Raw genomic sequence first — 23358 nt, 5'->3', positions numbered from 1 at the left:
GTCCGAGGACCTGTTGGGGAATCAGGCAAGAAGGCACTCATGTTGAACCGATTTCGTACGGTCGTCGCCGTGGCGATGCTGACCGTCGCGACCTACGCTGCGGCGCAAGCGGTGGGCGAACATCCAGATACTTACGTGGTCCGCAAGGGGGATACCCTTTGGGACATCGCTGGGCGTTTTATGCGAAAACCGTGGCTGTGGCCGGAAATCTGGCAAGCCAATCCGCAGATCGAGAATCCGCATCTGATCTATCCGGGTGACGTGATCAGCCTGGCCTACCTGGACCGCGTCGCTAAGGGCACTGTTCAGCCCGGCCCGCGTCAGGAAGCACCGATCAACGCGATTCCGTTGGCAGAGGTCGAGCCATTTTTGAAGAGTCAGCGCGTGACCGACAACGTCGACGGCTTGCCGTATGTGGTTGGTCTGGAAGGCGGGCGTTCGCGTGCCACCACCGGCCAGGTTGCCTACGTGGTTGGTCTGGAAGGCGCACAGCCGGGTCAGCGCTTTGCAGTGGTACGCCCGACGGTGAAGTTCAGCCTGCCCAAACACAACGAGGACCTGGATGCGGCCGGCGATATCACTGCTGGCTCCGGCAACGTCTGGAAGGACTACATCGCGCCGAGCACGCGTGGCGAGTTCCTCGGCTATGAAATGGCGCAGGTCAACGTCGGCACCATCACCCGCAGTGCAGCGGGCGGCAACTCCAAGGCGGCAACGCTGCTGTTGCAGGACAGCGGTCGCGAAGTGCGGGCCGGCGATCGCATCGTCGCAGTCGAAGCGCAGCCGTACGATCTGCAGTTCATTCCGCATCCGCCGTCGGAACAGGCATTGCGGACCGAGTTGCGCGTGCTGGCCATCTCCGATGCGTTCACCGTCGGCGGTACGCGCGACGTGATCGCCATCTCCGGCGGCGCACGCGAAGGCATCAACAACGGCACGGTGTTCTCGATCTGGCGCAAAGGCCGCACGGTCAGCGACCGGATCAAGCACTCGCGCTTCTCGCGAACCGATGATGACTTCAGCGGCCCGGCCGGCTCCACCGTTGGGCTGCCCGACGAATACGCCTCGCATGCGATGGTGTTCCGCACCTTCGACAAGGTCAGCTATGCGTTGGTGATGGAAAGCGTCAAGCCGACCGGCCTGGGTTATTTCGTCAAGCATCCAGACGCGCGGTAAGCGCGGTAAAATCCGATGTGGTAACGCGACGGCGCCTGAGGGCGCCGTCGTCGTTTGCAGCCTAGGCTGGATGCATGGCCCTGACCGCTCCCGATTTGCGTGCACTTTTGATACTGCTCCTGGCTGGTGGCCGTACCCTGCCACGCCGTGCGCTACTGACGTCTTTCGCTTCACCAGCCGGGATCCTGGCGGCCGGGCCGGATGTCTGGCGCGCCGCTGGCTGCAACGAGGTCCAATTGGCGAACCTGCAAACACCTGAGGAACAAACGCTGGACACAGCGTTGCGCTGGTGCGAGCAGCCACAGCATCACGTGATCGGTTGGCACGATCCGGACTACCCGGCCCTGCTGCGCCATATCGCCAATCCGCCACTGGCGTTGTTCGTCGACGGCGACCCAAATGCGCTGTGGCATCCGGCCGTCGCGGTGGTTGGTAGCCGCACGGCCACCGCGGGAGGTCGCGACCACACCCGCGCGTTCGCCTCCAGTCTGGCGAGCGCCGGGCTGGGCATCGTCAGCGGCATGGCGGCAGGCGTGGATGCGGTCGCACACGAGGCTGCACTTTCTTGCCCTGACGGCATCACCTTAGCGGTGGTCGGCACCGGCGCCGATGTGGCCTACCCCGCGAACCATCACCGCTTGCGCGACCGCATCGCTGCACGCGGGGTAGTGGTTAGCGAGTACCTGCCCGGGACCAAGCCGGTTGCGGCGCACTTCCCGGCCCGCAACCGGATCATTGCCGGGCTGGCCTTGGGCACCTTGGTAGTCGAAGCGGCGATGCGCTCGGGTGCGCTGATCACCGCGCGTCTGGCGGCCGAGGCTGGGCGCGAGGTATTCGCCTTGCCCGGCTCGCTGCACAATCCGCTCGCGCGCGGTTGCCATCACTTGATCCGGCAAGGCGCCACCCTTGCACAGGAACCTGCCCAAATCATCGACGGCCTGGGCCTGCTGTCAGGCGAATTGGCCGCCGCCTTGCGCGAGCGTCTGGCCGCCCCCACCGAGTTGACCAGAGCAACGCCGAAAGCCACTTCTTCGCGTTCGGACCCCGACTACCATCGCTTGTGGCAAGCACTGGGCTACGACCCAACCCCTATGGATACATTGGTGCAACGCACCGGATTGACGGCTGCCGCGCTGTCCTCCATGCTACTGATTATGGAACTGGAGGGAGACGTGGTCACCGAGCACGGTCGCTATACCCGCAATCCCTAGTTTCTTCACCTCCACAGCGTCGCGCGACGCAGGCCGAGGAGCAATGAAAGAGAGCATTCTCGATGTACTGCTGTACCTGTTCGAACATTATTTCAGCGAGGACGCGGACTTGGTCCGTGACCGTGACTCGCTTCAGAACGGCTTGATCCAAGCCGGCTTCAGCCCCGCAGAAATTAGCAAAGCCTTCGATTGGCTGGACGCGCTCTCCGAGCAGCGGCCAAGCGTCGCGCGCCCGCATGTTGATGGACCTGTCCGCATCTATCACGGCCCCGAGCTGGACAAGCTCGATGTCGACTGCCGCGGATTTCTGCTGTTTCTCGAGCAATACCGCATTCTCGACGCCGACCAGCGCGAGTTGGTGCTGGACCGCGCCATGGCATTGGACCAGGACGAGCTTGACTTGGACGACCTCAAGTGGGTGGTGTTGATGGTGTTGTTTAACCAGCCCGGTGCAGAAGCGGCCTATGCCTGGATGGAAACGCAGATGTTCCTGGACGAGCCTGAACCCATACACTAACGCTTGAAGAAGCCACGGCAAAGCGCGCGCGAGGGGGCGGGGATAAGCAGTTGGTATTAGCCGATGGCAACCCCATCGGCACGATCCGGTAGCGTAAGAGGCCCTGCTGGGCCTGTATCGCGATCACGTGATCGCCTCGGATACCTTTCTGGTGCGAAGGTCTGGACCAACTGGTTGCGGTTGTCCGCCTGCGCCGAAGCGCTCAGGCCATCTATCTCGACTGATCTGAGCACGCAGCGGTCTGTCCGCCGTTGCAGCCATCGGCTGGCCGCACTCCGCTTGTTCATCATCCATCTGCGCCACCGAACTGCCAGGCCGGCGAAGGCTCAGGCTGGTGGCTGGTCGTGGTGCTGGGCACTGTGGTCGTCGTCTTTAATGATCGCGGGGGTAGTCGGCATCCGCGACGCGATCGCACTTCCGACCTACTCAAGGAGACTACCTGAACACGCGCGAAGGTCGCCCAGGCGGTCACTGCGGTGACCGCCATTGAAGCCGCGGATCGCCGAATTTCTCGCACAGGAAGGCCCGTGTCCGGTCAATGACGACTCCGGCTTCAAGGCGCTCTGACAGTCTGCGAACGAGGCACTGACCAGCGTGCGCATCGGCCGGTTCGAGACCATCGAGGGCGGCGTCGAGGCGGTGATTTATGCACCGGAATCGTCCAGGATCGACGGCAAGGCGCTGTGGCTGGATTTCGACGCGTCGGAATGAGTCGGAACAAGCGGTTCGCGGCGCCCCCGCTTGACACGGCGGCGTCCGCCGTGATCTTTCTAAATAACAGAACTGAACGCCCGGGCCACCTTCCCGGGCGTTAACGTGTGGGAAACGCCCGATCCGCTTCCCTCGACCGGCCAATTAGGCCACGCTACCTGCCCCCCGGGCTCTGCCCAAAGAATTTGCCACCATGCCCAAGCACCTGCTCATCGTCGAATCGCCCGCCAAGGCCAAGACGATCAATAAATACCTCGGCAAGGACTTCACCGTCCTGGCCTCGTATGGGCACGTGCGCGACCTGGTCCCCAAGGAGGGCGCGGTCGATCCGGACAACGGCTTTGCGATGCGTTACGACCTGATCGAAAAGAACGAGAAACATGTCGAAGCCATTGCGCGTGCCGCCAAGAGCGCCGACGACATCTTTCTGGCGACCGACCCGGACCGCGAGGGTGAGGCGATCAGCTGGCACATCGCCGAGATCCTGAAAGAGCGCGGCCTGCTCAAGGGCAAGCCGATGCAGCGGGTGGTGTTCACCGAGATCACCCCGCGCGCAATCAAGGAAGCGATGCTCAAGCCGCGCGCGATCGCTGCCGATCTGGTCGATGCGCAGCAGGCGCGCCGCGCGCTCGACTATCTGGTGGGCTTCAACCTGTCGCCGGTGCTGTGGCGCAAGGTACAGCGCGGCCTGTCCGCAGGCCGCGTGCAGTCGCCGGCGCTGCGCATGATCGTCGAGCGCGAAGAAGAGATCGAAGCCTTCATTGCGCGCGAATACTGGTCCATCGATGCGCATTGCCGGCATCCGTCGCAGCCGTTCCACGCGCGTCTGATCAAGCTGGACGGGCAGAAATTCGAGCAGTTCACCGTCACCGACGGCGACACCGCCGAAGCGGCGCGGCTGCGCATCCAGCAGGCTGCACAAGGCGTGCTGCATGTCACCGATGTGGCCAGCAAAGAGCGCAAGCGCCGCCCTGCACCGCCGTTCACCACCTCCACGCTGCAGCAGGAAGCCTCGCGCAAGCTCGGCTTCACCACCCGCAAGACCATGCAGGTGGCGCAGAAATTGTACGAAGGTGTCGCGCTCGGCGATGAAGGCTCGGTCGGTCTGATCAGCTATATGCGTACCGACTCGGTGAACCTGTCGCAGGACGCGCTGGCCGAAATCCGCGACGTCATCGCACGCGACTTCGGCACCGCCTCGTTGCCGGATCAGCCCAACGCCTACACCACCAAATCCAAGAACGCGCAGGAAGCGCATGAAGCGGTGCGCCCGACCTCGGCACTGCGTACGCCGGCACAGGTGGCGGGCTTTTTGTCCGACGACGAGCGCCGCCTGTATGAACTGATCTGGCGCCGCGCGGTCGCCTGCCAGATGATTCCGGCCACGCTCAATACCGTCAGCGTCGATCTGTCGGCCGGCAGTCAACACGTGTTCCGCGCCAGCGGCACCACCGTGGTGGTCGCAGGTTTTCTTGCAGTCTACGAAGAAGGCAAGGACACCAAGAGCAGCGAGGACGAGGACGAAGGCCGCAAGCTGCCGCTGATGAAGGCTGGCGACAATATTCCGTTGGACCGCATCGTCACCGATCAACATTTCACCCAGCCGCCGCCGCGCTTCACCGAAGCGGCACTGGTCAAGGCGCTGGAGGAATACGGCATCGGTCGCCCGTCCACCTACGCCTCGATTATCCAGACCCTGCAGTTCCGCAAGTACGTGGACATGGAGGGCCGCAGCTTCCGCCCCACCGACGTGGGCCGGGCGGTGTCCAAGTTCCTGTCCGGCCATTTCACCCGCTACGTGGATTACGACTTCACCGCCAAGCTCGAGGACGATTTGGATGCAGTCTCGCGTGGCGAAGCGGAATGGATCCCGTTGATGGAGAAGTTCTGGGGCCCGTTCAAGCAACTGGTCGAGGACAAAAAGGATTCGCTGGACAAGACCGATGCCGGCAGTGTACGCGTGCTCGGTGCCGATCCGGTCAGCGGCAAGGAAGTCAGCGCACGTATTGGCCGCTTCGGTCCGATGGTGCAGATCGGCACCGTCGAAGACGAAGAAAAACCCACCTTCGCATCGCTGCGACCCGGCCAGAGCATCTATTCGATCTCTATCGAAGACGCGCTGGAACTGTTCAAGATGCCGCGCGCCCTGGGTCAGGACAAAGAGCAGGACGTCAGCGTCGGCATTGGCCGCTTCGGCCCGTTTGTGCGCCGCGGCAGCGTGTATGCGTCGCTGAAGAAAGAGGACGACCCATACACCATCGATCTGGAGCGTGCGGTTTTCCTGATCGAAGAGAAGGAAGAGATCGCGCGCAACCGCGTAATCAAGGACTTCGAAGGCAGCGACATTCAAGTGCTCAACGGCCGCTTCGGCCCATACATTAGCGATGGCAAGCTCAATGGCAAGATTCCCAAGGATCGCGAGCCGTCTTCGTTGACGTTCGAAGAAGTGCAGCAGTTGCTGGCCGACACCGGCAAGCCGGTGCGCAAGGGCTTTGGCGCGAAGAAGACTACGCTCAACAAGAACGCGGTCAGGGATTCCTCGCCGAAGAAACCTGCGGTCAAGAAGACCGCGACCAAGACTGCGACGACCAAGACCGCTGATAAAAAGCCGACGGCCAGGAAAACTACTGCCAAGAAAGCTACCAAGCGCGTGGTCAAGAAGACCCTCAGCAACGCCGCGGGCTGAGGCGCAGCATGGAGCACACGCTCAGCTTGGACAGTGCCATCGCTGCCCTGAACCAGGGCGGCGTGATCGCCTATCCGACCGAAGCGGTGTGGGGATTGGGTTGCGACCCGCGCCAGCAAGTCGCCGTGTTGCGGCTGCTGGAGATCAAGCGCCGCCCGGTCGACAAAGGTGTGATCGTGGTGGCTTCCAGCGTGGAGGCGTTGCGCGACTGGGTGGACTTCGATGCGCTGGAGCCTGCACGTAAGCGAGAGGTTCTGGCCAGCTGGCCTGGCCCGCATACCTGGATACTGCCCGTCATCGCCCAGGCCCCACGCTGGGTCACTGGAGAACATGATGGGCTGGCGGTGCGTATCAGCGCCCACCCGGTGGTCGCGGCGCTCTGCGCGGCCTGGGGCGCCCCGCTGGTATCCACCAGCGCCAACCTCGCCGGTGAGCCGCCCGCGCGCAGCCGGCAGGCGCTGGACCCCGCCCTGCTAGCCTGCATCGATGGCGTGGTGGAGGGCGAGGTAGGCGCATTGGCGCAGCCGACCCAGATCCGCGATGCACGGACCGGGCAGATCCTACGCGACTGAGCGGTCGGCACGCGCCGATTGTCGGTCCGCTTCACCCCGAAAAGCCGGTTGTCCGTTTGCCCGTAGCTTGGCAGACGCGCAAACTGCGGCCATGCGTTCCGTCCTGACCCTTCTGTTGCTCGCCACGGCGCTACCTGCGTCGACGGCGAGCGCCGCAAGCAAAGCCGATCCGAATGTGCGGCTCTATCGCTGCGTGAGCAGCACCGGCACCGTCGCGCTGCAGGATGCGCCATGCAGCAGTGGCCGCCAGCAGATACTGGACCTGCAGCGCCCACAGGATCCGCCGCCCCGACCGCAGCGCTCCGCCGCACCGGCTGTTGTAGCTCCGTCGCAGCCGCCACCGCGCGAGGTGCGCATCATCACCGTGCAGCCGCCGCAGCCGATGTACGAATGCGTGACCGAAGAAGGCCGTCGCTACACCAGCGACAGCCCCGAGGGCAATCCGCGCTGGGTGCCCACCTGGGTCTCGGCCTACGTGTCCGGCGGCCTGCGGCACGGAACGCGCCAGCCGGAACCACGTCCGGCCCAGGGGATACAAGGCAGCATCGGTGGTGGCCGAGGCAACTACGACGGTGGTGGCTATCCCGGCAATGGCGACAACGGCGGCGGCGGCGACGGCGGCTACGGCGGCACGGTGATCCTGCCCTACGGCAATGTGCAGATCCGCGACCAATGCCATGCCCTGCCCGCACAGGAAGTCTGCGCGCGCCTGGCCGACCGTCGCTGGGAGCTGATCCGCCGCTACAACAGCGCCTTGCAGAGCGAGCGCGAGGATCTCAGCCGCGAACAACGTGGCATCGAGGCGCGCCAGCAACGCGATTGTGGCGGCGCATGAGGCGCTGGCTGCTGGTGCCATGGATAGCGTGTGCCTCGATGGCCGGCGCACAGGAAGTAGCCATCTACCGCTGCACCGATCCCGCCGGTGCGCTTACGGTGCAAAACATGCCGTGCCCCAAAGGCATGCAGCAGCAAAAGAAGTTGATGACCGCGCCAGCGTCGGTGCCATTCGCGCCGGGTGGATCGAGTGCGCCATCGCCTGAGCGGCCGCGCCCTGCTACGCAAGCTGCGATGCCTGCGGCGGCTTCGCTGGCGACTCAAGCGCCAGCAGCCGCGACGCCGCCGGCCATGACCTCTGCATCCACGCTGCCTCCGCCGCCGTTATTCGAATGCACTGCGCACGACAACGGCCGCTACCTTACCGAAGACCGCGAGCCGGCCACGCGCTGTCTGCTTATGCAGACCACCAACCTGGCCGGTGGGCCGGCGACCGGTGGCGGCAGTGCGTGCGAAGTGGTCACCGACCGCTGCGCCCCAGTGCCGGACCAAAGCCTGTGCGAGGCTTGGCGCAAACGTGCCGAGCAAGCCGAAGCAACCTGGCACTTCTCCGACGAAACACAATCGGCCGAGCGCAAGCGGCGCTACGAGCAGATGCGGCGGGTGCTGGACGAGAGCCGCTGCGCAAATCCATCTACCACGCCTTGAGTGCAGTCGCAGACTTGACAGCGCACTTCCATGCGTGTGACGGCAGCGCGCAGTGTCACGTCAGGCACCGAAGGCACAATAACTGGCCTTCCCTGAAAAACCTCCTTCAAGCAGCAGTCGTCAGCGGTGATCGATGCACGGTGCTCAAGGATGCCCATCCCGTCGCCCGGATCCAGGCGCGCAAAAACGCGATCCAGCACATCAGCCAACGCAGGTTGTAGCCCGCAGCGCAGCCAAGTCACTTGCAGCGTATTGTCCTGGTCGCCTTTACGCCTGCAACGACGCAGTCGTCAAGATGTCCGATCACCGGTTCCACTGCCTGACGTCGTTTGATCCAGCGCCATTGCCGCCACGTCCCTCCGTCCTGAGTAGCGGCCGGGTTTAGAGTCCAGTGCTAATGATATCGGTGTTTGCCAGATGTTGGGCATAAGCAGCCGGTGTCATGCCGCCGATTGCTTTCTTGGGTCGATCCTGGTTGTATTCGCGCCGCCAGCGTTCGATCTCGGTGCGTGCATGCAGCAGTGTTGGGAACCAGTGCTCGTTGAGGCATTCGTCGCGTAGTCGGCCGTTGAACGATTCGACGTAGGCGTTCTGGTTTGGCTTGCCGGGTTGGATCAGCCGCAACTGCACGCCACGGGCATGCGCCCAGGCGACCATTGCCTTACCGCAAAACTCCTTGCCGTTGTGCCCCGAGGGCAGGCTTCGCGCTCAGTGCGGATCACCTGCGGCAAACCGCGACTGTGGGCCAGTCGGTCCAGCACGCGCGTCACCCCGTGGCCCGAGATTGCGCGCTCCACGTCGATGGCGACCGCTTCGTGGGTTGCATCGTCCACGATCACCAGACACTTGAGTACCCGCCCTTCGGCAGTGCGGTCGAACACGACGTCCATCGACCACACCTGGTTGGCCTGCGATGGCCGCAGCAGCGGCTGACGCTCTCCTATTGGCACCTTTTTGCGTTTGCGACGCCGGACCTGTAGCTGCTGCTCGCGGTACAGCCGCTCCACCCGCTTGTAGTTCACCATGCACCCTTTTGAGATAGATCATCCCCACGCCATAGCGACGATGGCGATGCGCGAGCGCAAGAATGCGCTCGCGTCGCTCAACGTTGCGGTCTTCGCGCGGGCAGTACCGCAGCGCACTAGCGCTCATGCCAATGGCCGCCAAGGCGCGGCGCTCGCTGGCGCCACGCCCCATCCACTCGCGCACCAGCGTACGACACGCCGGTGCGCTCACCACTTTTTTCGCAGCGCATCCTTAGATCAGGTCGTTCTCGAACAATTGCTCGGCTAGCAACTTCTTCAGACGCGCGTTTTCGGACTCAAGGTCCTTGAGCCGTTTGGCATCGGGCACGCTCATCCCGCCGAATTTGCTGCGCCATAGGTAGTAGGAGGCCTCGCGGAAGCCATGGCGACGGCACAGGTCCTCGATCGCCACGCCCGCTTCGGCTTCGCGCAGGAAGCCGATGATCTGTTCTTCGGTAAAACGCTTCTTCACGTCCAATCTCCTCGGGGTAGGGAATTGGACTCCACACTGGGGTGCTACTCAAAATCGGGGGGACGTCGCGCTAGCTAGCTGGTCTATCTTCTTCGCAGCCAAAACTTCACTACGGAAAAGCTCCACTTATCATTCCTTAAAAAATCAATCGAGAAGCTCTGGGCAACCGGGAGTCTTGCAATTGGAACTTCAGTCCCTCCACGCTAATTGGGCGCAAATCAAAGCTCGCGTCTCCAGACCAGTGGTTTGATCTCTCTCCGCTTGTCCGGGAAGAAAAGCGAAAGGTAGCCTGCGGCGACCGCTCGGTCGCGGATTTTCAAACCCACCCCCTCTGCTTTCACGATAGACACCTCGGTTACCTTGCCTTGTGCGTTGACTTTCATGTCCCACACAAGGCTGCCAAGCCATTCCCGTGGTGGAATCGAAGCATCATAGTTCGGGCGGCCTACGACATAAGGTGTTCCAAGATCATTGGAAAGTGGTGAGTCCTCAAGTCTGGCATTGACCTGTATCGTGCTTTCCCCAACGTGCCCATTGCCTGTCTTTGCCTGGAACGTCCAGAGGCCAAGCTTGCCCTTCTCGCCCAGGTCGGCGCTGTAGCAACGCTTGATGCCCCTATAGTCGATGTATTCGTGGCTCGACACTTTATTTCCAGACGCATCGAGTACCGTCAACACCAAGCCACGCACGTCGGTATCTGTAAGGTCGGTCGCGACGCAGACCTGATGATCGTGCTTATTATCAGTCAGGAACTGGATGGTCTGCTGGCGGGCGATCGAATGAGGTGGCCGGGCATCCCAGAGAAATTCGATATAGACACTCTTATCAGCTGCACTCGTCACCCATGAAATAGCTACCAATACTAGAAAAGCCCAACGAATTCTCTTCATAAATATCCGGTTCTTAAGAGCGGCTAACAAAACGTAGCGAGCAGTCGTCGGGTGGGTGCGGACGGCGCGGAGGAACCGGAGTGTACGCGTGGTACATGCCGATTCCGACCACCGGCCGCGCCCGCCTGGCGGTAAGCGCAGTCGTTTTGATAGCCGCTCTCAGCCTGACCACGCTCGCCTGATCCAAACATCCCGCATCGAGAGCACCACCGGCAGCCATGTCAGCTGCCGGTGGATACTGACGCCGGGTGGCTCAATGCGCGCCGAAGCGCCAGTTCAATTCCAGCATGTAGGAGCGGCCGTAGCCGGTGTAGTTGAAAATGTTGTAGTAGGGGTAGCTGGTGTTGGTGCGGTCGCGCGGTGGCCGGGTGTCGGCCACATTGTCGACCGTCATGGTCAGCGATATATCGTCATTGACCGCATAGTCCACCGTTGCATTGAGGGTGGTCCATGCGCCGAGCTTGCCTGCGTCTTCCGCTGCATACCCATCGATGCTTTGCTGGGCCGCGACATTGGGCGTGCGGCCATTGCGTTGACCGAACAGCGTGGTGGTCCAGGCGCCCTTTTGCCACGTCACCGAGGCATTGGCGATGCTGCGGAACTCGGAGGAGAAGAAAGGCTCATTGAGCAGATCGCGCACCGGGTCTTGCGGGAACTGCTGGCTTTCGTGCTTGAGCGTGAGGTTGTATTGCGCATCGAACACGAACAGGCCCCACGATTCGGTGGCCCAGTTGTAGGTGCCCTTGGCCAGCAGGCCGGAAATCTCCTCGTTGGAGATGTTGACCGGGTTGATGCGGATGCGGCTCAAACGGTTCGGCACCGGTGTATCGGCTGCGGTGCGATCGATACGCGACAGCGCGTCCACGCAGGTGGGCGAGCTGATATTCAGGCTGCCCAGGCGGCAGGCCGACTCGGTCTGCAGCAGATTGTCGGTGCTCAGGTCGCTGACTTTCTGGTGGATCTTGATGTTGTAGTAGTCGGCATTGACGCTGAAGCGTGCGCTGGGCGACCACACCACGCCATAGCCCCAGGATTTGGCAGTGATCGACTGCAGGTCCGGGTTACCGGCTCTGCGGCCCTGAATGCTGGTGCCGCTGTAGGTGCAGTCGTTAATCGGCACACCGGGTTCTTCCACCGCGCAGCGATAATAGTCGTTGACGTACTGAAAGAAGCCGCCATCGCCAGCGAAGGAGAACGCCATGTCCGGGGCCTTGAACGCTGTGGCGTAGTTGCCGCGGAACAACAGCGAATCGATCGGACGGAATTCCAGAGCGGTCTTGTAGGTGAACTTGGAATCGCCACCGCCGCCCTGGTTCTTGTAGTCGTCGAAGCGACCGGACAAATTGGCGGTCAGCGTGCTGAGGATCGGCACGCGCATCTCGAACGCCGCCGCCCAGTTGTCGCGCTTGCCGCTGCCCTGGGTGCCGGTCAGCTGATAGAAGTCGCCAGCGATCACTCGCTGGTCGGTCGGGTTTTCCCAATACTGGTTGCCGGCCTGCAGCACGCCGGCCACGCCGACCGCACCGGCCGGCACGTTGAACAGCTCGGTGTTGGTGAGCTGCAGATTGAGGTTCTGGGTCCAGGTCCTGGACTTGGTGCGGATCTCGTCGTTGAAGCTGCGGTACTGCGCCGGCGTCAGCGCGCGATAGAAGTTGGCATCGTTGGGCGAATAGATCGGGTAGCCGGAGTACTCGCCTTGTTGGGCGCCAAGGAACTGTTCGCGGAAGAAGTCTTCGATGCGGTCGGCCAATGGCCATTGCTGGCGACTGTCGATGCGGTATTCGGCGCGTGCGTAGTACGCATCGTAGGTCCAGTTGCTGCTGCCCAGCCCACCCTTGACGCCGGCGGCGATGTTGTACGAATCGGCCGCTTGGCGATCGTTGTTGAAGTTCAGGTTGCCGGTCTCTTCAGGCGCAAAGACGCGCTGGTAACCTTCCAGCTGCTGGCTGTCCTGGTTGTAGAACAAGCCACCGGCGTCGGACGAGGCCTGCCAGAAGCGCGGACCGCTGTTGACCTCCACCTTGGTGCGATTGAGCAGCAGCGTCGCGTAGCCTTCGGTGTTGTCGTTGAAGGCGTAGGACAGATTTGCATAGCCGCTGGCACTGCGTTCCTTGTTGAGGATGCTGGCGTAGCCGGGCTCGGTGCGGCTGCTGCAGAAGTTGCCGCGATTGCTGTCGTTGTCGTACTGCACCGAGCCGTTGAACAGCGGGCCCAGCGCATCGCAGTTTGCCGAACCTGGGTCGATGTAGGTGGTCAGCGTGCTGTGTAGCGCGATGCGCGAGCCATCACGCAAGGTCGGGTCCGGGTTGTCGGAGGTGGAATCGAAATGGCGCCGCTGGTAGCCGTAGATCGGGTCCTGATTGTTGAGCTGCAGGCCCCAGACGATATCGGCCTTGCCGATGGTGCTGCCGCCGGTGAGCTGGACGCGCTGGTTGTTGCCGCCACCCCCGTCGTAGGTGCTCATGCGGTAATTCATCTGCACACCGTCGATGTGCTTTTTCAAGATGATGTTGACCACACCGGCAATCGCGCTGGATCCGTAGATCGAGGACTGGTTGCCGGGCGCCACATCGATGCGTTCGACCATGCCCACCGGCACGCTGGCCAGATCGACGAAGTTGCTCTGGCCGTTGTAGAGCAGCGGGTAATCGGCCATCGGCCGGCCGTCGATCAGCACCAGGGTGAAGCCAGGGTCCAGGCCGAGCAGGCTCAGCGATTTGGCGCCAGCGGTGAAGCCGTTGCTGAACTGGCCGTCCTGCACCGAGCCGGTGGCCATTGGCTGCGAGCGCAGCACGTCGTAGACGTCCTTGAAGCCGCGCCGCTGGATGTCCTGGGCGGTGATGGAGAGCACCGGGGTGGCGGTTTCGACCTGGGCCCTGGGAATCAACGAGCCTGTCACGGTGACCTTGTTCAATTGCGTCACGTTGTCCTGGCTCTGTGCCATTGCAAGCGACGGTATTGCCAAGGCGGCGCACACGGCATTGACCAATAAATGGCGCTTCATGAAGACCTCTTTCTCCAAAGGTGTGAAACAGGGAGTGCGGCCACCGGGGGCGGGGAGGGCCGCGTGGAATCGCTGTCAACAAAACGTTAACAACACCCTGACTCTAACCAGCGTCTGCGCGTCCGTATAGTCGAGATTGCTTAGATTTTTTGTCCCTTCACGCCTAGGCTAGGTATCCTTCGCCGATGCTTAAAGTCGCGTTTGCTCTTTCCCTGCTGTGCACTCTGTTCGTTCCGTTGCAAGCGGTTGCCCGGGCAACCATCGACAAGATCGAGATCAAGGGCTTGGACAACGGCGACGACGCCGAGATGATCGAAAATATCGAGGTCTCCCTGTCTCTATATGAGGCCGTTGGCAAGGAGCAGGGCGAGTCGCGACTGGAGTATTTGCTGGCGCAGGCCGAGCGGCAGACGCGCGAGGCGCTGGAACCGTTCGGCTATTACTCGCCGACCATCGAACTGGCAGCGCCACGTACTGGCGACAAGGTGACCGTGGTGATCACGGTGGACCGCGGCGAGCCGGTGCGGGTGCGGCAGTCGCATATCTCGATCACCGGCTGGGCCGAGCAAGATCGCTACCTGGGCCAGGACCTTAAGCGGTTCGAACCGCGCGAAGGGCAGGTCTTCAGTCATCCACAGTACGAAGCCAGCAAGGTGCGCATCACGCGTCGTCTGGCCGAGCGTGGTTACTTCGATGCCGACTTCACCCAGCGCCGCGTCGCCGTTACGCGTGCCGAGCATGCCGCCGATATCGATCTGAATTGGGACAGCGGCCGCCGCTACGACATGGGCCAGGTGCGCTTTGACTACGACTACTTTCGCCAGGGCCTGTTCGACCCGTTGGTGTACTGGGATGAGGGCAGCTATTACCACGAGGGCAAGCTGGATCGTTTGCGCGAGTCGCTGACCAAGCTGGATTATTTCAGCACCATCGATATCCAGCCCAAGCCGGAACAAGCCGATGACCAGGGCCGTGTGCCGGTGTATGTGAAGCTCACCCGCGCTAAGCGCACCGTCTATACCTCCGGTCTGAGCTACGGCAGCGAGAGCGGGGCCGGTGTGCGTGGTGGCGTGGAGCGGCGCTACATGAACTCGCGCGGCCACAAGATGGACACCCAGCTGGACTACGCGCAGAACCGCAAGAGCCTGACCACCAGCTACCGCGTGCCGGCGTTCCGTTGGCTGGACGGTTGGTACACCGCCTCGGCGCGGTTGTACGACGAACAGACCGACTACATCGACCTGCGCAACGTCAAACTCACCGGCAGCCGCAGTGGCCAGATCAACGAGCGCTGGAGTGCGATCGCCTCCATCAACGCGTTGCGCGAGCGCTGGCGCTTCAGCAGCGGCAGCGATTTCACCGATGCTGTGTACCAGACCTCCACGCTGATCTATCCGCAGCTGCAGGCCAATTACGTCAATGTCGACGACCGCCTGTTTCCACGCAGCGGCGTGTCGGGGCAGATGTTCATCCGTGGCGGCGCCAAAGGGGTCGGTTCGGATACCAACTTCGGCCAGGTCTATGGCCAGCTGCGTTGGTTCCTGGGCGCCGGCGACAACGGCCGGGTGATCCTGCGCGGCGAAGGTGGCACCACCTGGACCAGTGATCTGGTCGCGATACCGCCGAGCCTGCGCTTCTTCGCCGGCGGCGCCAGCAGCATCCGTGGCTATGCGTTCCGCGAAGTCGGCCCGCGCACGCCCAAGCCGGACGAATTCGCGCTCGGTGCCAAGAACGTGGTCACCGCCAGCGCCGAATACGAGCATTACTTCAACGGCGGCCCGTGGGGCGGCGCGGTGTTCGTCGATAGCGGCAGTGCCTTCGACGACACCCGCAACTGGCATACCGGCATCGGCTTGGGTCTGCGCTGGCGCTCGCCGGTGGGACCGGTGCGCGTGGATATCGCGCATGGCCTGAACGACCCGGATTCGCAGATCCAGCTTTACATCGATATCGGGGCCAACCTGTGAGCACACCCACGCCGCCCCCCGCACCGCGCCGCGCGCGTTTCTATCGCCGACGCCGGTTCTGGGCGGGCTCCGGCCTGACCGTGTTGGGCCTGGCGTTGGTTGCCTTGATCGCGGTGTATTGGTTGCTGCAGACCGTGGCCGGCCGCGATGTGTTGCTGGCGCAGGTGGTGGCGCGTTTGCCGGTTGGCGCCACATTTACCTACGGCAAGGTCGAAGGCCCGGTTGCCGGCCCGCTGACCTTGCGCGATGTCGATTTCCGTTATCAGGACATCCACTTCACTGCCGAGCGCGTGTATCTGGAACCGGATCTGCGCCCGCTGCTTGGTCGCAAGCTGCAACTGGATGCGGTGCAGGTCAGCAATGCCACCTTGAATCTGGGCAAGAGCGAAGAGCCGTTCACGCTGCCGAGCTGGCCCGAATCGCTGCCGCAGATCAACGTGCCGCTGGCGATCCAGGCCGACAAGATCGACGTGGAGAATCTGCGCATCACCCAACTGCAGCAGCCGATGATCGTCCTGCACAAGGTGCAGGGCGGGCTGGAGGTAGCCACCGGCGAGCTGCGCACGCGCGATTTGGCAGTCGACACCGACATGGGCGATTTTCGCCTGCATGGCGATTATCTTCCCAACGACGATTACCGCGCCGATCTCACCGCTACCGCCGTGTTGCCGGCCGCACGTGGGCGCACGCCGGCCAGCCTCGGTTTGGTCGCACGCGGCGATCTGGACAAGATGGAAGTGGCCATCGCCGGCCGCGCGCCGGCACCGCTGCACGCCAGCCTGGTGTTCACCGGGCGCGACGACCCCACCTGGGTGTTCAAGGCGGTGACTGAGGCGCTGGAGACTTCCCTGTTGCTCCCGGCCGCAGACGGGCAGACCACTGCGCCGGCCATACCGATCGCGCTGAACCTGCAGGCCTCCGGCAAGGGCGGCAACGCCGATCTGCACGGCAGTGTCGAACAGGGCAAATTGAGCGCCACGCTGCAGCCCTCGCATATCAGCCTGCGAGATCAGGTGCTGACCGTCGAACCGTTGCTGATCGATACCTTCCAAGGCCGCACCCAATTACGCGGCACCGCCGATTTCCGCGACACGCAGAATCCGAGCTTCCGTTTCGCGGTCAATGCCAGTGGCTTGCGTTTCACTCCGACTGCAGATCCGGCCACTCCGGATGCGCCGCTGGTGCCGGTGAAGCTGACCGACGCGCGTCTGGGCGTGGCCGGCACCTTGAAGGCGTGGGCGGCGATCGGCCGCGCCACGCTGGAACGCGATGGGCAACAGGCCGAGTTGGTGTTCGACAGCCGCGGTAACGATCAGCGCGCGCAGCTCAAACACGTGCAAGCCAAAACACCGGGCGGCTCGCTGGATCTCACCGGCGAGTTGGGCTGGATGCCGGAGCTGCGATGGGATATCGACGCGCAGCTGTCCAAGTTCGATCCGGGCTATTTCGCACCGGGCTGGAACGGTAATCTGTCCGGCAAGATCGCCTCCAAGGGTCGCCAGCTGCCGGCGCCGGCCGGCGGCGTGTCGCCCGGCTTGGAGGCCACTGCTGATATTCCGAGCTTGACCGGTCAACTGCGTCAGCGCGCGCTTTCTGCAAATGGCAAATTCGCGTTGCGCGGCGAGCAAGGCGAGGGTGAATTGCAGCTGGCGTTGGGCAATAGCCGCATCGATGCGAAGGGCAAGCTCGGCAACCAGCTCGACATCGCCGCGCAGTTGCAGCCGTTGCAACTGGACGACTTGCTGCCTGGCGCCACCGGTATCGTGCGTGGGCAACTGCAGGTCAGCGGCCGTCGCGACGCACCCGACATTACCGCCGACATCACCGGTAGCGGGCTGCGCTGGAACGACTACAGCGCCCAAAGCATCAGCCTGCGCGGCCGGCTGCCGTGGCGCGGCAGCGATGGACAACTGGCATTGCAAGGCACCGCCATTGAAGCCGGCCTGGTGCTGGACAGCGTCCGCGTGCAGGCACGCGGCGCAGTGGAAGCGTTGCGACTGGATGCAGACATCGCCAACAGCATGGCCACTGTCGCGTTGCAGGGCGATGTACGCCGCAATGGCGAGCGTTGGCAGGGGCAGGTCGGCACCTTGCGGATCGCACCGGCCAAGGGCGATGCCTGGGCACTGCGTCGGCCGGCGCAGTTCAGCACCGACGGCGCGGCATTTACCTTGTCCGATACCTGTGTGAGCTCCGCCACTGGTGGCGCGCTGTGCGCCAGCGCCAATTGGCCGAGCGAGGGAATGGTGGTACACGCCGATGCACTGCCGCTGTCGTTGGTGCAACCGTGGCTGCCCAAGCAGGAAGGACGACAGATTTATTTGCGCGGCGAGCTCTCGCTGGATGGCAGCTTCAAGCCACGCGGCAATGCGTGGGAAGGCGCGTTCCGTATTGCCTCGCCCGAAGGTGGTATTCGTCTCGGTCAAACGCGCTACGCCGCGGTCGCCGGCAATCCCAATCGTGGCGAATTGCTGCGCTACGACCAATTCAGTGTGCAAGCCGATTTCACCCCGCAGCAGATCCAGGCCAAGCTCGGTATCGGCTTTCAGGGTGCGGGCTTTGTCGATGCCAAATTCAACACCGGTTGGGACGCGTACGCACCGCTCAACGGCGAGCTGTATCTCAATATGTCGCGGCTGTACTGGCTGGAGCTGGTGGTAGCCGATGTGGTGGGGCCCAAGGGCCTGGTCGAAGGCCATGTGAGCCTGCACGGCACCCGCGACAAACCGCTGCTCGGTGGCGATGCGACCTTGAGTAACTTCACTGCCGAATATCCGTCGATGGGTTTGACCCTGAGCGAAGGCAAAGGCCGTTTCGACGCATTGCCGGATGGCTCGGCCAAGATCACCGCTGCGGCCAAGTCGGGCGAGGGCACGCTCACGATCGATGGCGGCCTGTCGTGGTTTGGGACCACCACGCCACTGCTGTTGAATATCCGCGGCGAGAATGTGCTGGCCTATAACACCAGCGAGTTGCGCATCATCGCCAACCCCGACATGCAGTTCGGCATCACCGACAACACCATGCAGCTGCGCGGCAAGGTCACCGTGCCGGAAGCCGATATCGACCTGGAACGCCTGGATCGCGGCACCTCCGTCTCCGAAGACGTGGTGGTGCTTGACCCGGTGGATCCGGAAGCAACGCCGTCCTCGCCATTGGATATGGATCTGGCCATCGTGCTCGGCGACAAAGTCAACATGAGCGGCTTCGGCTTGAAGGGCGGGCTGAGCGGGCAAATGCAGATTCGCGCGCGCCCGGGCCGCGAAATGACCGCAAACGGCGGACTGGATGTGCGTGGTCGCTACAAGGCGTACGGCCAAGATCTGACCATCAGACGCGGTCAGCTGACCTGGAACTCCAACATTGTCTCCGACCCGCGCGTGAGCCTGCGCGCAGAGCGCAAGATCGGCGATGTCACCGCCGGTATCGATGTCAGCGGACGCGCCGAATCGCCACGTGCGGACGTATGGTCGGAGCCGGCCATGTCGCAGTCCGAAGCGCTGTCGTACCTGGTGCTTGGCCGCGGTCTGTCCACCGCTAGCAGCGACGAAACCCAGCAGGTCAGCGCCGCCTCGGCCGCACTGTCGGCAGGCAGCAGCCTGATCGCCTCGCAGATCGGTGCCAAGCTCGGCCTGGACGAAGCCGGCGTCAGCGAATCCAGCACGCTCGGTGGATCTGTCGTGGGCTTCGGTAAATATCTCTCGCCGAAACTTTATGTCGGCTACGGCGTCTCGATGGTTGGCAGCGGATCGGTACTGACACTCAAATACCTGCTCAGCCGCGGCTTCGATGTCGAAGCCGAATCCAGCACGGTGGAGACCAAGGGGTCGGTGAACTGGCGGCGGGAGAAATAGCCCGGGTCGTATTGGCCGCAGCGCTTATCTTCGTCACCCAGCGGAGCGTGCTGTGTGTGGCACTGCCACGACGCCCAACGTCTCCATGGCGTGACATGGCGTGACGCAGGCGTCTGCTTGAACACTGCGCTGGCATGCCGCTCACAGCCAGCGCGGCTGCTGGCTGGCGCGCGCTTGCGTCCAGGCAAGCGACGCCGTTGGGCGATCCGGCCGATGACATCACTCGGCGCAGCTGGTTGCCTCAGACCTGACGTTGTAGGGCTGCGTTTTAGAGTGGCTAACAAGTCGCCCCTGAAAAACCCCAACCGCCCAACGACCGCAAGGCCTTGATGTCTGCACCGGCGTGCCAAAACTACCAGTGTTCGCTACGCTGAAGGCTGGTTTCTGGCAATTTTCACTCATGCGTACACGCCGTCCTGCTGCCGAGCACATGCCCGCCGAGGAGTTGTTGCGTTCGCGCCTGGAGAACCAGATCGATCTGCGTCATCCGCTGGCGCAGCTGAGCCAACGGATGCCGTGGACGGCGTTGGAGCAAGCACTTTCATCGCGCTTGCCGGCCACCCAGGCCGGTGGCGGTCGGCCGGCATTGCCGGTTTGCTCTACCTCAAACACGCCGACGACCTGTCCGATGAAGCGGTGTGCGAGCGTTGGCTGGAGAATCCGTACTGGCAATTCTTCACTGGCGAGGTCGTGTTCCAGACGCGCTTGCCGTGCGATGCCAGCTCGCTGACGCGCTGGCGGCAGCGCCTGGGTGAGGCCGGGATGGAAGAGCTGCTGGCGCACACCATCAACGCCGCGCATGCGATGCAGGCGGTGGACGCACGCGAGTTGTCGCGGGTGATCGTGGACACCACGGTGCAAGAGAAGGCGATCGCCTATCCGACCGACAGCCGTTTGCTGGAGGTAGCACGCAAGAAGCTGGTGTTACTGGCCAAGCGGCACGGCATCGGATTGCGGCAGAGCGACGCGCGGCAAGGCCTGGCCTGAGCCGCAAGGCGGGCCGGTATGCGCATGCGCGCCAGTTCAAGCGCATGCGGCGCGTGCTGCGACGTCAACGCACAGTGCTGGGACGGCTCATGCGCGACATCCAACGCAAACTCGATCAGGTAAACACCGGCGTGCGCGAGCGCATCGCGGTCTGGCTGGAACGTGCGCAACGGCTGTACACGCAGCGTCCGAAGGACAAACAAAAACTGTACGCATTGCATGCCCCGGAAGTGGAATGCATCGGCAAGGGCAAGGCGCGTCAAGCGTACGAATTTGGCGTCAAGGTCGGCATTGCGGTCACCGCCTGCAAGGGATTGGTCGTGGGTGCGCGCAGCTTCCCGGGCAACCCGTACGACGGGGATACCTTGGCCGAGCAGCTGGAGCAGACACGCGGGTTGCTGCAGGATGTGCGCGTAGAACCGACGGTGGCGATCGTGGACCTGGGCGATCGCGGGCGCGAGGTCGATGGCGTGCAGGTCCTGCATCGCGGCAAGGCCAAGACGCTGACGCGACGGCAATGGCGCTGGATCAAGCGACGGCAGGCGGTGGAGCCGGTGATCGGACATCTGAAAGACGACTGCAGGTTGCCTCGCTGCAGGTTGAAAGGTGCACAAGGCGATGCGCTGCACGTGCTCGGCTGCGCCGCTGGCTACACCCTGCGCTGGCTGCTGCGCTGGATCGCGTTTTTGCGTGCCTGGAGGCGGGCGATGGGATGGTCATTCTTGAGTGCCGTGCCGCTGTCACCGACGGCACTTGGCGCTTGAAGGGGATTTTTCAGGGACGACTAATTGGTTCAGACGATTCCGCAAACTGCTCGTGCGCTTCGAAAAACGCGAACGCAGTTTCCTCGCACTCAACCATCTCGCCGCGGCGATCATCGCGTTCCGCAAGGTGCTTTTGAGCGTTAATATAGTTTACGGATGATTTATAATTAGCAATCGACGCTAGTCAGAGGACTTCTAACGCATGCTTCATAAGCGGAGAAAGTTTCCGATTACGGTGGTCAATCGCTTCATACTCGATTCCGAGTTGCTTGAACCATCCCAGCAGAATGAGCAGACTAGGCTCGTTCTGGTCGACATGGTCGAGCAGTCTTCGATAAAGATCCAGCATTATCTGTTTGGTATTATCATTCGCAAATGAGCCGCATATATTCACCAGATTTTGGGTCGCTGTTGAATTCAGCTGGGATGTATAATGAATAGATTTTATTCTCAGCCTGTGAGCGTCGATCCTGTCAAATATGTATTGCCTTGTGAGCGCTGAATAAGGTTGAAAAATTAGGTTGAGCGAAACAGAAGGCTGCTCGGGAGGGAGCTGTGTGTGAATTGTCTTGTTCTTTTCCATGAACAAGGCGCTTCCCTGCGTCAGCCGAAGCTCTCGGTATGCTGAAGTATCTACTTCTTCATCTCTTAATCCGGTGCAGGCGTTGAAGTCGTACTCGCAGATCTCGGTTCCGTATCCCGGCCCAAGCAATCCTGCGGTAAGAAGATGAAATGAATGGTCATGCCATAGGTCTTCGGCGAATAAATTTTTCCTAGTATTCTTTCGTAAGGAATCCGCTACCGGTAGCCAAACGTTTGCTCTCACCAAAAACGAGTATGGCCCTGACTTTTTATTCAGCAATTTTCGATCGAGAACAAACGAATTCGACGAGAATAAGTTACCATGCGTTTCATCGCTATCGAAGTTGCTCTTGAGTTGTTGGTGCAGGTATTCAAGGAACCACTGGGGATTCAAGCATAAGCCTTGCAGCAGGTGGCTCATTGATTTTATTGTTTCTACATCCAAGTCATCTCCATGTGTCTGTATGATTTCGGATAATTCTTCCAGCGAAATCGTATTGTGCACCTTTGCTTCAAAAAATTCCGTGCTCATACTCGCCTGTACTTTTCGATTAGTTTTTCACATGTCTCGCGGATATTTTTGTTGTCATCGCAAGCGCCTTTCTGAAGGTAGATGTCTTTCTTGTCTGGATCCAGGCAGATCATCGCTCTGAGGGCAAGCCAGCGAATCGTATGACGGTCATTTTCTGACGCGGCCATGAGGGCGGGCAGAGAAGATGCGTTTCCATATTTTTCAAGTATGCGAATCGCTTTCTCCTTCCTGCTGATTTTAGGTTCGAATTCTGAGATGCTGGAGAGTCGTCGGGTCTCCTTGTGGAAGGCATATTGGTATTTCGATCTCTTTTTTGGGTTGCAGATCGCAAGCATCACCGATGGATAAATATCGTCATGCACGATGATCGTGTTTCGTCGGTCATGCACTATGATATCTCCTGTTTTTAATTCTGTATTTTCAGGCGCCGACAACTTAATTTCTTCATAGATGTTCGGACTCCTGATTTCGCTTGGAAACTCAATGTTTGATGTGTATCGCGTATGCGATGGGCTGCCCTGCAGCACCTTGCTCACAATCGAAAAGTTGGGCGTCGAGACGATATTGTTTGAGTCATGTAAATGTGTCATGCCAAGCGATGGATCGAGGTGGAGAATGTTTGCAGATGTGCACCCGGCAAAAAAGAGGCAGACAAATATTTCTTTGTAGTTTTCGCCTGTCACAAGAGGTATCGCCTGCTGCGTCACCAAGTAGCTCAAGCCCGCGTCGGCTTGAATGGCGGCTGCTGTATCTGCCACTAATTGCCAGTGATCGATGTTTCCAAGTGCGTCGAACTTATAATTACAGTAATCGATAAACGCGGAATCGTCATCGCAGACTGCCATGACCTCATCTCTGATGGTGAAAAGCGAGTGCATATGTTCTCCAGCAAAAGAGGCAGGCGATTTTATGTTCGCCCGCCTCAA

At 61.7% G+C, this 23358-nt stretch carries 13 protein-coding genes, 1 other RNA gene and 4 pseudogenes; 11 read left to right on the top strand and 7 right to left on the bottom strand.

All coding sequences use genetic code 11. From position 1 onward, the window contains the following. Positions 1-39: 39 nt before the first annotated feature. The 7 genes from J5I97_RS18740 (at position 40) to J5I97_RS18710 (ending at position 8355) form a co-directional block, all read left to right on the top strand. Positions 40-1176 (top strand): LysM peptidoglycan-binding domain-containing protein, encoded by a 1137-nt coding sequence (locus tag J5I97_RS18740; RefSeq protein WP_208588128.1) that lies wholly within the window; start codon positions 40-42, stop codon positions 1174-1176. 74 nt (positions 1177-1250) lie between these two features. Further along, positions 1251-2387, top strand: a complete 1137-nt coding sequence (gene dprA / locus J5I97_RS18735; RefSeq protein WP_208588126.1) for a DNA-processing protein DprA — start codon at positions 1251-1253, stop codon at positions 2385-2387. 43 nt (positions 2388-2430) lie between these two features. Continuing rightward, positions 2431-2904, top strand: coding sequence for a DUF494 family protein (locus J5I97_RS18730; RefSeq protein ID WP_208588124.1), 474 nt, complete (start codon positions 2431-2433; stop codon positions 2902-2904). A gap of 904 nt (positions 2905-3808) precedes the next feature. Next, complete coding sequence (locus J5I97_RS18725) at positions 3809-6301, top strand: DNA topoisomerase I (protein WP_208588122.1); 2493 nt, start codon at positions 3809-3811, stop codon at positions 6299-6301. An 8-nt stretch (positions 6302-6309) separates the two neighbouring features. Continuing rightward, positions 6310-6873 carry a Sua5/YciO/YrdC/YwlC family protein gene (locus tag J5I97_RS18720; protein WP_208588120.1) on the top strand — a complete coding sequence of 188 codons (564 nt, stop codon included), beginning with the start codon at positions 6310-6312 and terminating at the stop codon, positions 6871-6873. 91 nt (positions 6874-6964) lie between these two features. Beyond that, positions 6965-7708 (top strand): DUF4124 domain-containing protein, encoded by a 744-nt coding sequence (locus J5I97_RS18715; RefSeq protein WP_208588118.1) that lies wholly within the window; start codon positions 6965-6967, stop codon positions 7706-7708. Then, the gene (locus tag J5I97_RS18710) at positions 7705-8355 is read left to right on the top strand and encodes a DUF4124 domain-containing protein (protein WP_208588116.1); all 651 of its coding nucleotides are present in this window, start codon (positions 7705-7707) and stop codon (positions 8353-8355) included. Before J5I97_RS18715 ends, J5I97_RS18710 begins: the two co-directional genes overlap by 4 nt. Positions 8356-8461: 106 nt before the next feature. Here J5I97_RS18710 and J5I97_RS20235 read toward each other — a convergent pair. From J5I97_RS20235 to J5I97_RS18690, 5 genes and pseudogenes are all read right to left on the bottom strand, one after another. Further along, a pseudogene (locus J5I97_RS20235) lies at positions 8462-8710 on the bottom strand (hypothetical protein); the annotation flags it as partial. 26 nt (positions 8711-8736) lie between these two features. After that, positions 8737-9852, bottom strand: a pseudogene (locus tag J5I97_RS18705) (IS3 family transposase). A 218-nt stretch (positions 9853-10070) separates the two neighbouring features. Further along, positions 10071-10742, bottom strand: coding sequence for a hypothetical protein (locus J5I97_RS18700; protein WP_208591848.1), 672 nt, complete (start codon positions 10740-10742; stop codon positions 10071-10073). A 21-nt stretch (positions 10743-10763) separates the two neighbouring features. Then, positions 10764-10839, bottom strand: a non-coding RNA gene (locus J5I97_RS18695) — sX9 sRNA. A gap of 156 nt (positions 10840-10995) precedes the next feature. Further along, positions 10996-13686 carry a TonB-dependent receptor plug domain-containing protein gene (locus tag J5I97_RS18690; RefSeq protein WP_208591828.1) on the bottom strand — a complete coding sequence of 897 codons (2691 nt, stop codon included), beginning with the start codon at positions 13684-13686 and terminating at the stop codon, positions 10996-10998. 245 nt (positions 13687-13931) lie between these two features. Here J5I97_RS18690 and J5I97_RS18685 point away from each other — a divergent pair, with 245 nt between their 5' ends. From J5I97_RS18685 to J5I97_RS18670, 4 genes and pseudogenes are all read left to right on the top strand, one after another. Beyond that, positions 13932-15713: an autotransporter assembly complex protein TamA gene (locus tag J5I97_RS18685; protein WP_208588114.1), complete on the top strand. Its 1782-nt coding sequence runs from the start codon at positions 13932-13934 to the stop codon at positions 15711-15713. Continuing rightward, positions 15710-19567, top strand: a complete 3858-nt coding sequence (locus J5I97_RS18680; protein WP_208588112.1) for a translocation/assembly module TamB domain-containing protein — start codon at positions 15710-15712, stop codon at positions 19565-19567. The genes J5I97_RS18685 and J5I97_RS18680 overlap by 4 nt, the downstream gene beginning before the upstream one ends. Before the next feature lie 400 nt (positions 19568-19967). Next, positions 19968-21318, top strand: a pseudogene (locus tag J5I97_RS18675) (IS5 family transposase). A gap of 22 nt (positions 21319-21340) precedes the next feature. Further along, a pseudogene (locus J5I97_RS18670) lies at positions 21341-21478 on the top strand (IS5/IS1182 family transposase); the annotation flags it as partial. 24 nt (positions 21479-21502) lie between these two features. On the opposite strand, the gene J5I97_RS18665 reads toward J5I97_RS18670, so the two are convergent. Together J5I97_RS18665 and J5I97_RS18660 are read right to left on the bottom strand one after the other, a co-directional pair. Beyond that, entirely contained in the window at positions 21503-22432 is a 930-nt protein-coding gene (locus tag J5I97_RS18665) for a hypothetical protein (protein ID WP_208588110.1), read from the bottom strand. Continuing rightward, complete coding sequence (locus J5I97_RS18660) at positions 22429-23310, bottom strand: hypothetical protein (RefSeq protein WP_208588109.1); 882 nt, start codon at positions 23308-23310, stop codon at positions 22429-22431. Before J5I97_RS18660 ends, J5I97_RS18665 begins: the two co-directional genes overlap by 4 nt. Positions 23311-23358 lie beyond the last annotated feature (48 nt).

Source organism: Xanthomonas fragariae (assembly GCF_017603965.1).
Lineage (GTDB): Bacteria > Pseudomonadota > Gammaproteobacteria > Xanthomonadales > Xanthomonadaceae > Xanthomonas > Xanthomonas fragariae_A.
The sequence above is the reverse complement of the archived record's forward strand: the minus strand, read 5'-3'. Positions and strand labels throughout refer to the sequence as shown.

Excerpts from the sequence above, each read along its gene's own strand:
- J5I97_RS18740 (WP_208588128.1), top strand. The coding sequence starts at position 40 with ATGTTGAACCGATTTCGTACGGTCGTCGCCGTGGCGATGCTGACCGTC.
- dprA (WP_208588126.1), top strand. The coding sequence starts at position 1,251 with ATGGCCCTGACCGCTCCCGATTTGCGTGCACTTTTGATACTGCTCCTG.
- J5I97_RS18730 (WP_208588124.1), top strand. The coding sequence starts at position 2,431 with ATGAAAGAGAGCATTCTCGATGTACTGCTGTACCTGTTCGAACATTAT.
- J5I97_RS18725 (WP_208588122.1), top strand. The coding sequence starts at position 3,809 with ATGCCCAAGCACCTGCTCATCGTCGAATCGCCCGCCAAGGCCAAGACG.
- J5I97_RS18720 (WP_208588120.1), top strand. The coding sequence starts at position 6,310 with ATGGAGCACACGCTCAGCTTGGACAGTGCCATCGCTGCCCTGAACCAG.
- J5I97_RS18715 (WP_208588118.1), top strand. The coding sequence starts at position 6,965 with ATGCGTTCCGTCCTGACCCTTCTGTTGCTCGCCACGGCGCTACCTGCG.
- J5I97_RS18710 (WP_208588116.1), top strand. The coding sequence starts at position 7,705 with ATGAGGCGCTGGCTGCTGGTGCCATGGATAGCGTGTGCCTCGATGGCC.
- J5I97_RS18700 (WP_208591848.1), bottom strand. The coding sequence starts at position 10,742 with ATGAAGAGAATTCGTTGGGCTTTTCTAGTATTGGTAGCTATTTCATGG.
- J5I97_RS18690 (WP_208591828.1), bottom strand. The coding sequence starts at position 13,686 with ATGGCACAGAGCCAGGACAACGTGACGCAATTGAACAAGGTCACCGTG.
- J5I97_RS18685 (WP_208588114.1), top strand. The coding sequence starts at position 13,932 with ATGCTTAAAGTCGCGTTTGCTCTTTCCCTGCTGTGCACTCTGTTCGTT.
- J5I97_RS18665 (WP_208588110.1), bottom strand. The coding sequence starts at position 22,432 with ATGAGCACGGAATTTTTTGAAGCAAAGGTGCACAATACGATTTCGCTG.
- J5I97_RS18660 (WP_208588109.1), bottom strand. The coding sequence starts at position 23,310 with ATGCACTCGCTTTTCACCATCAGAGATGAGGTCATGGCAGTCTGCGAT.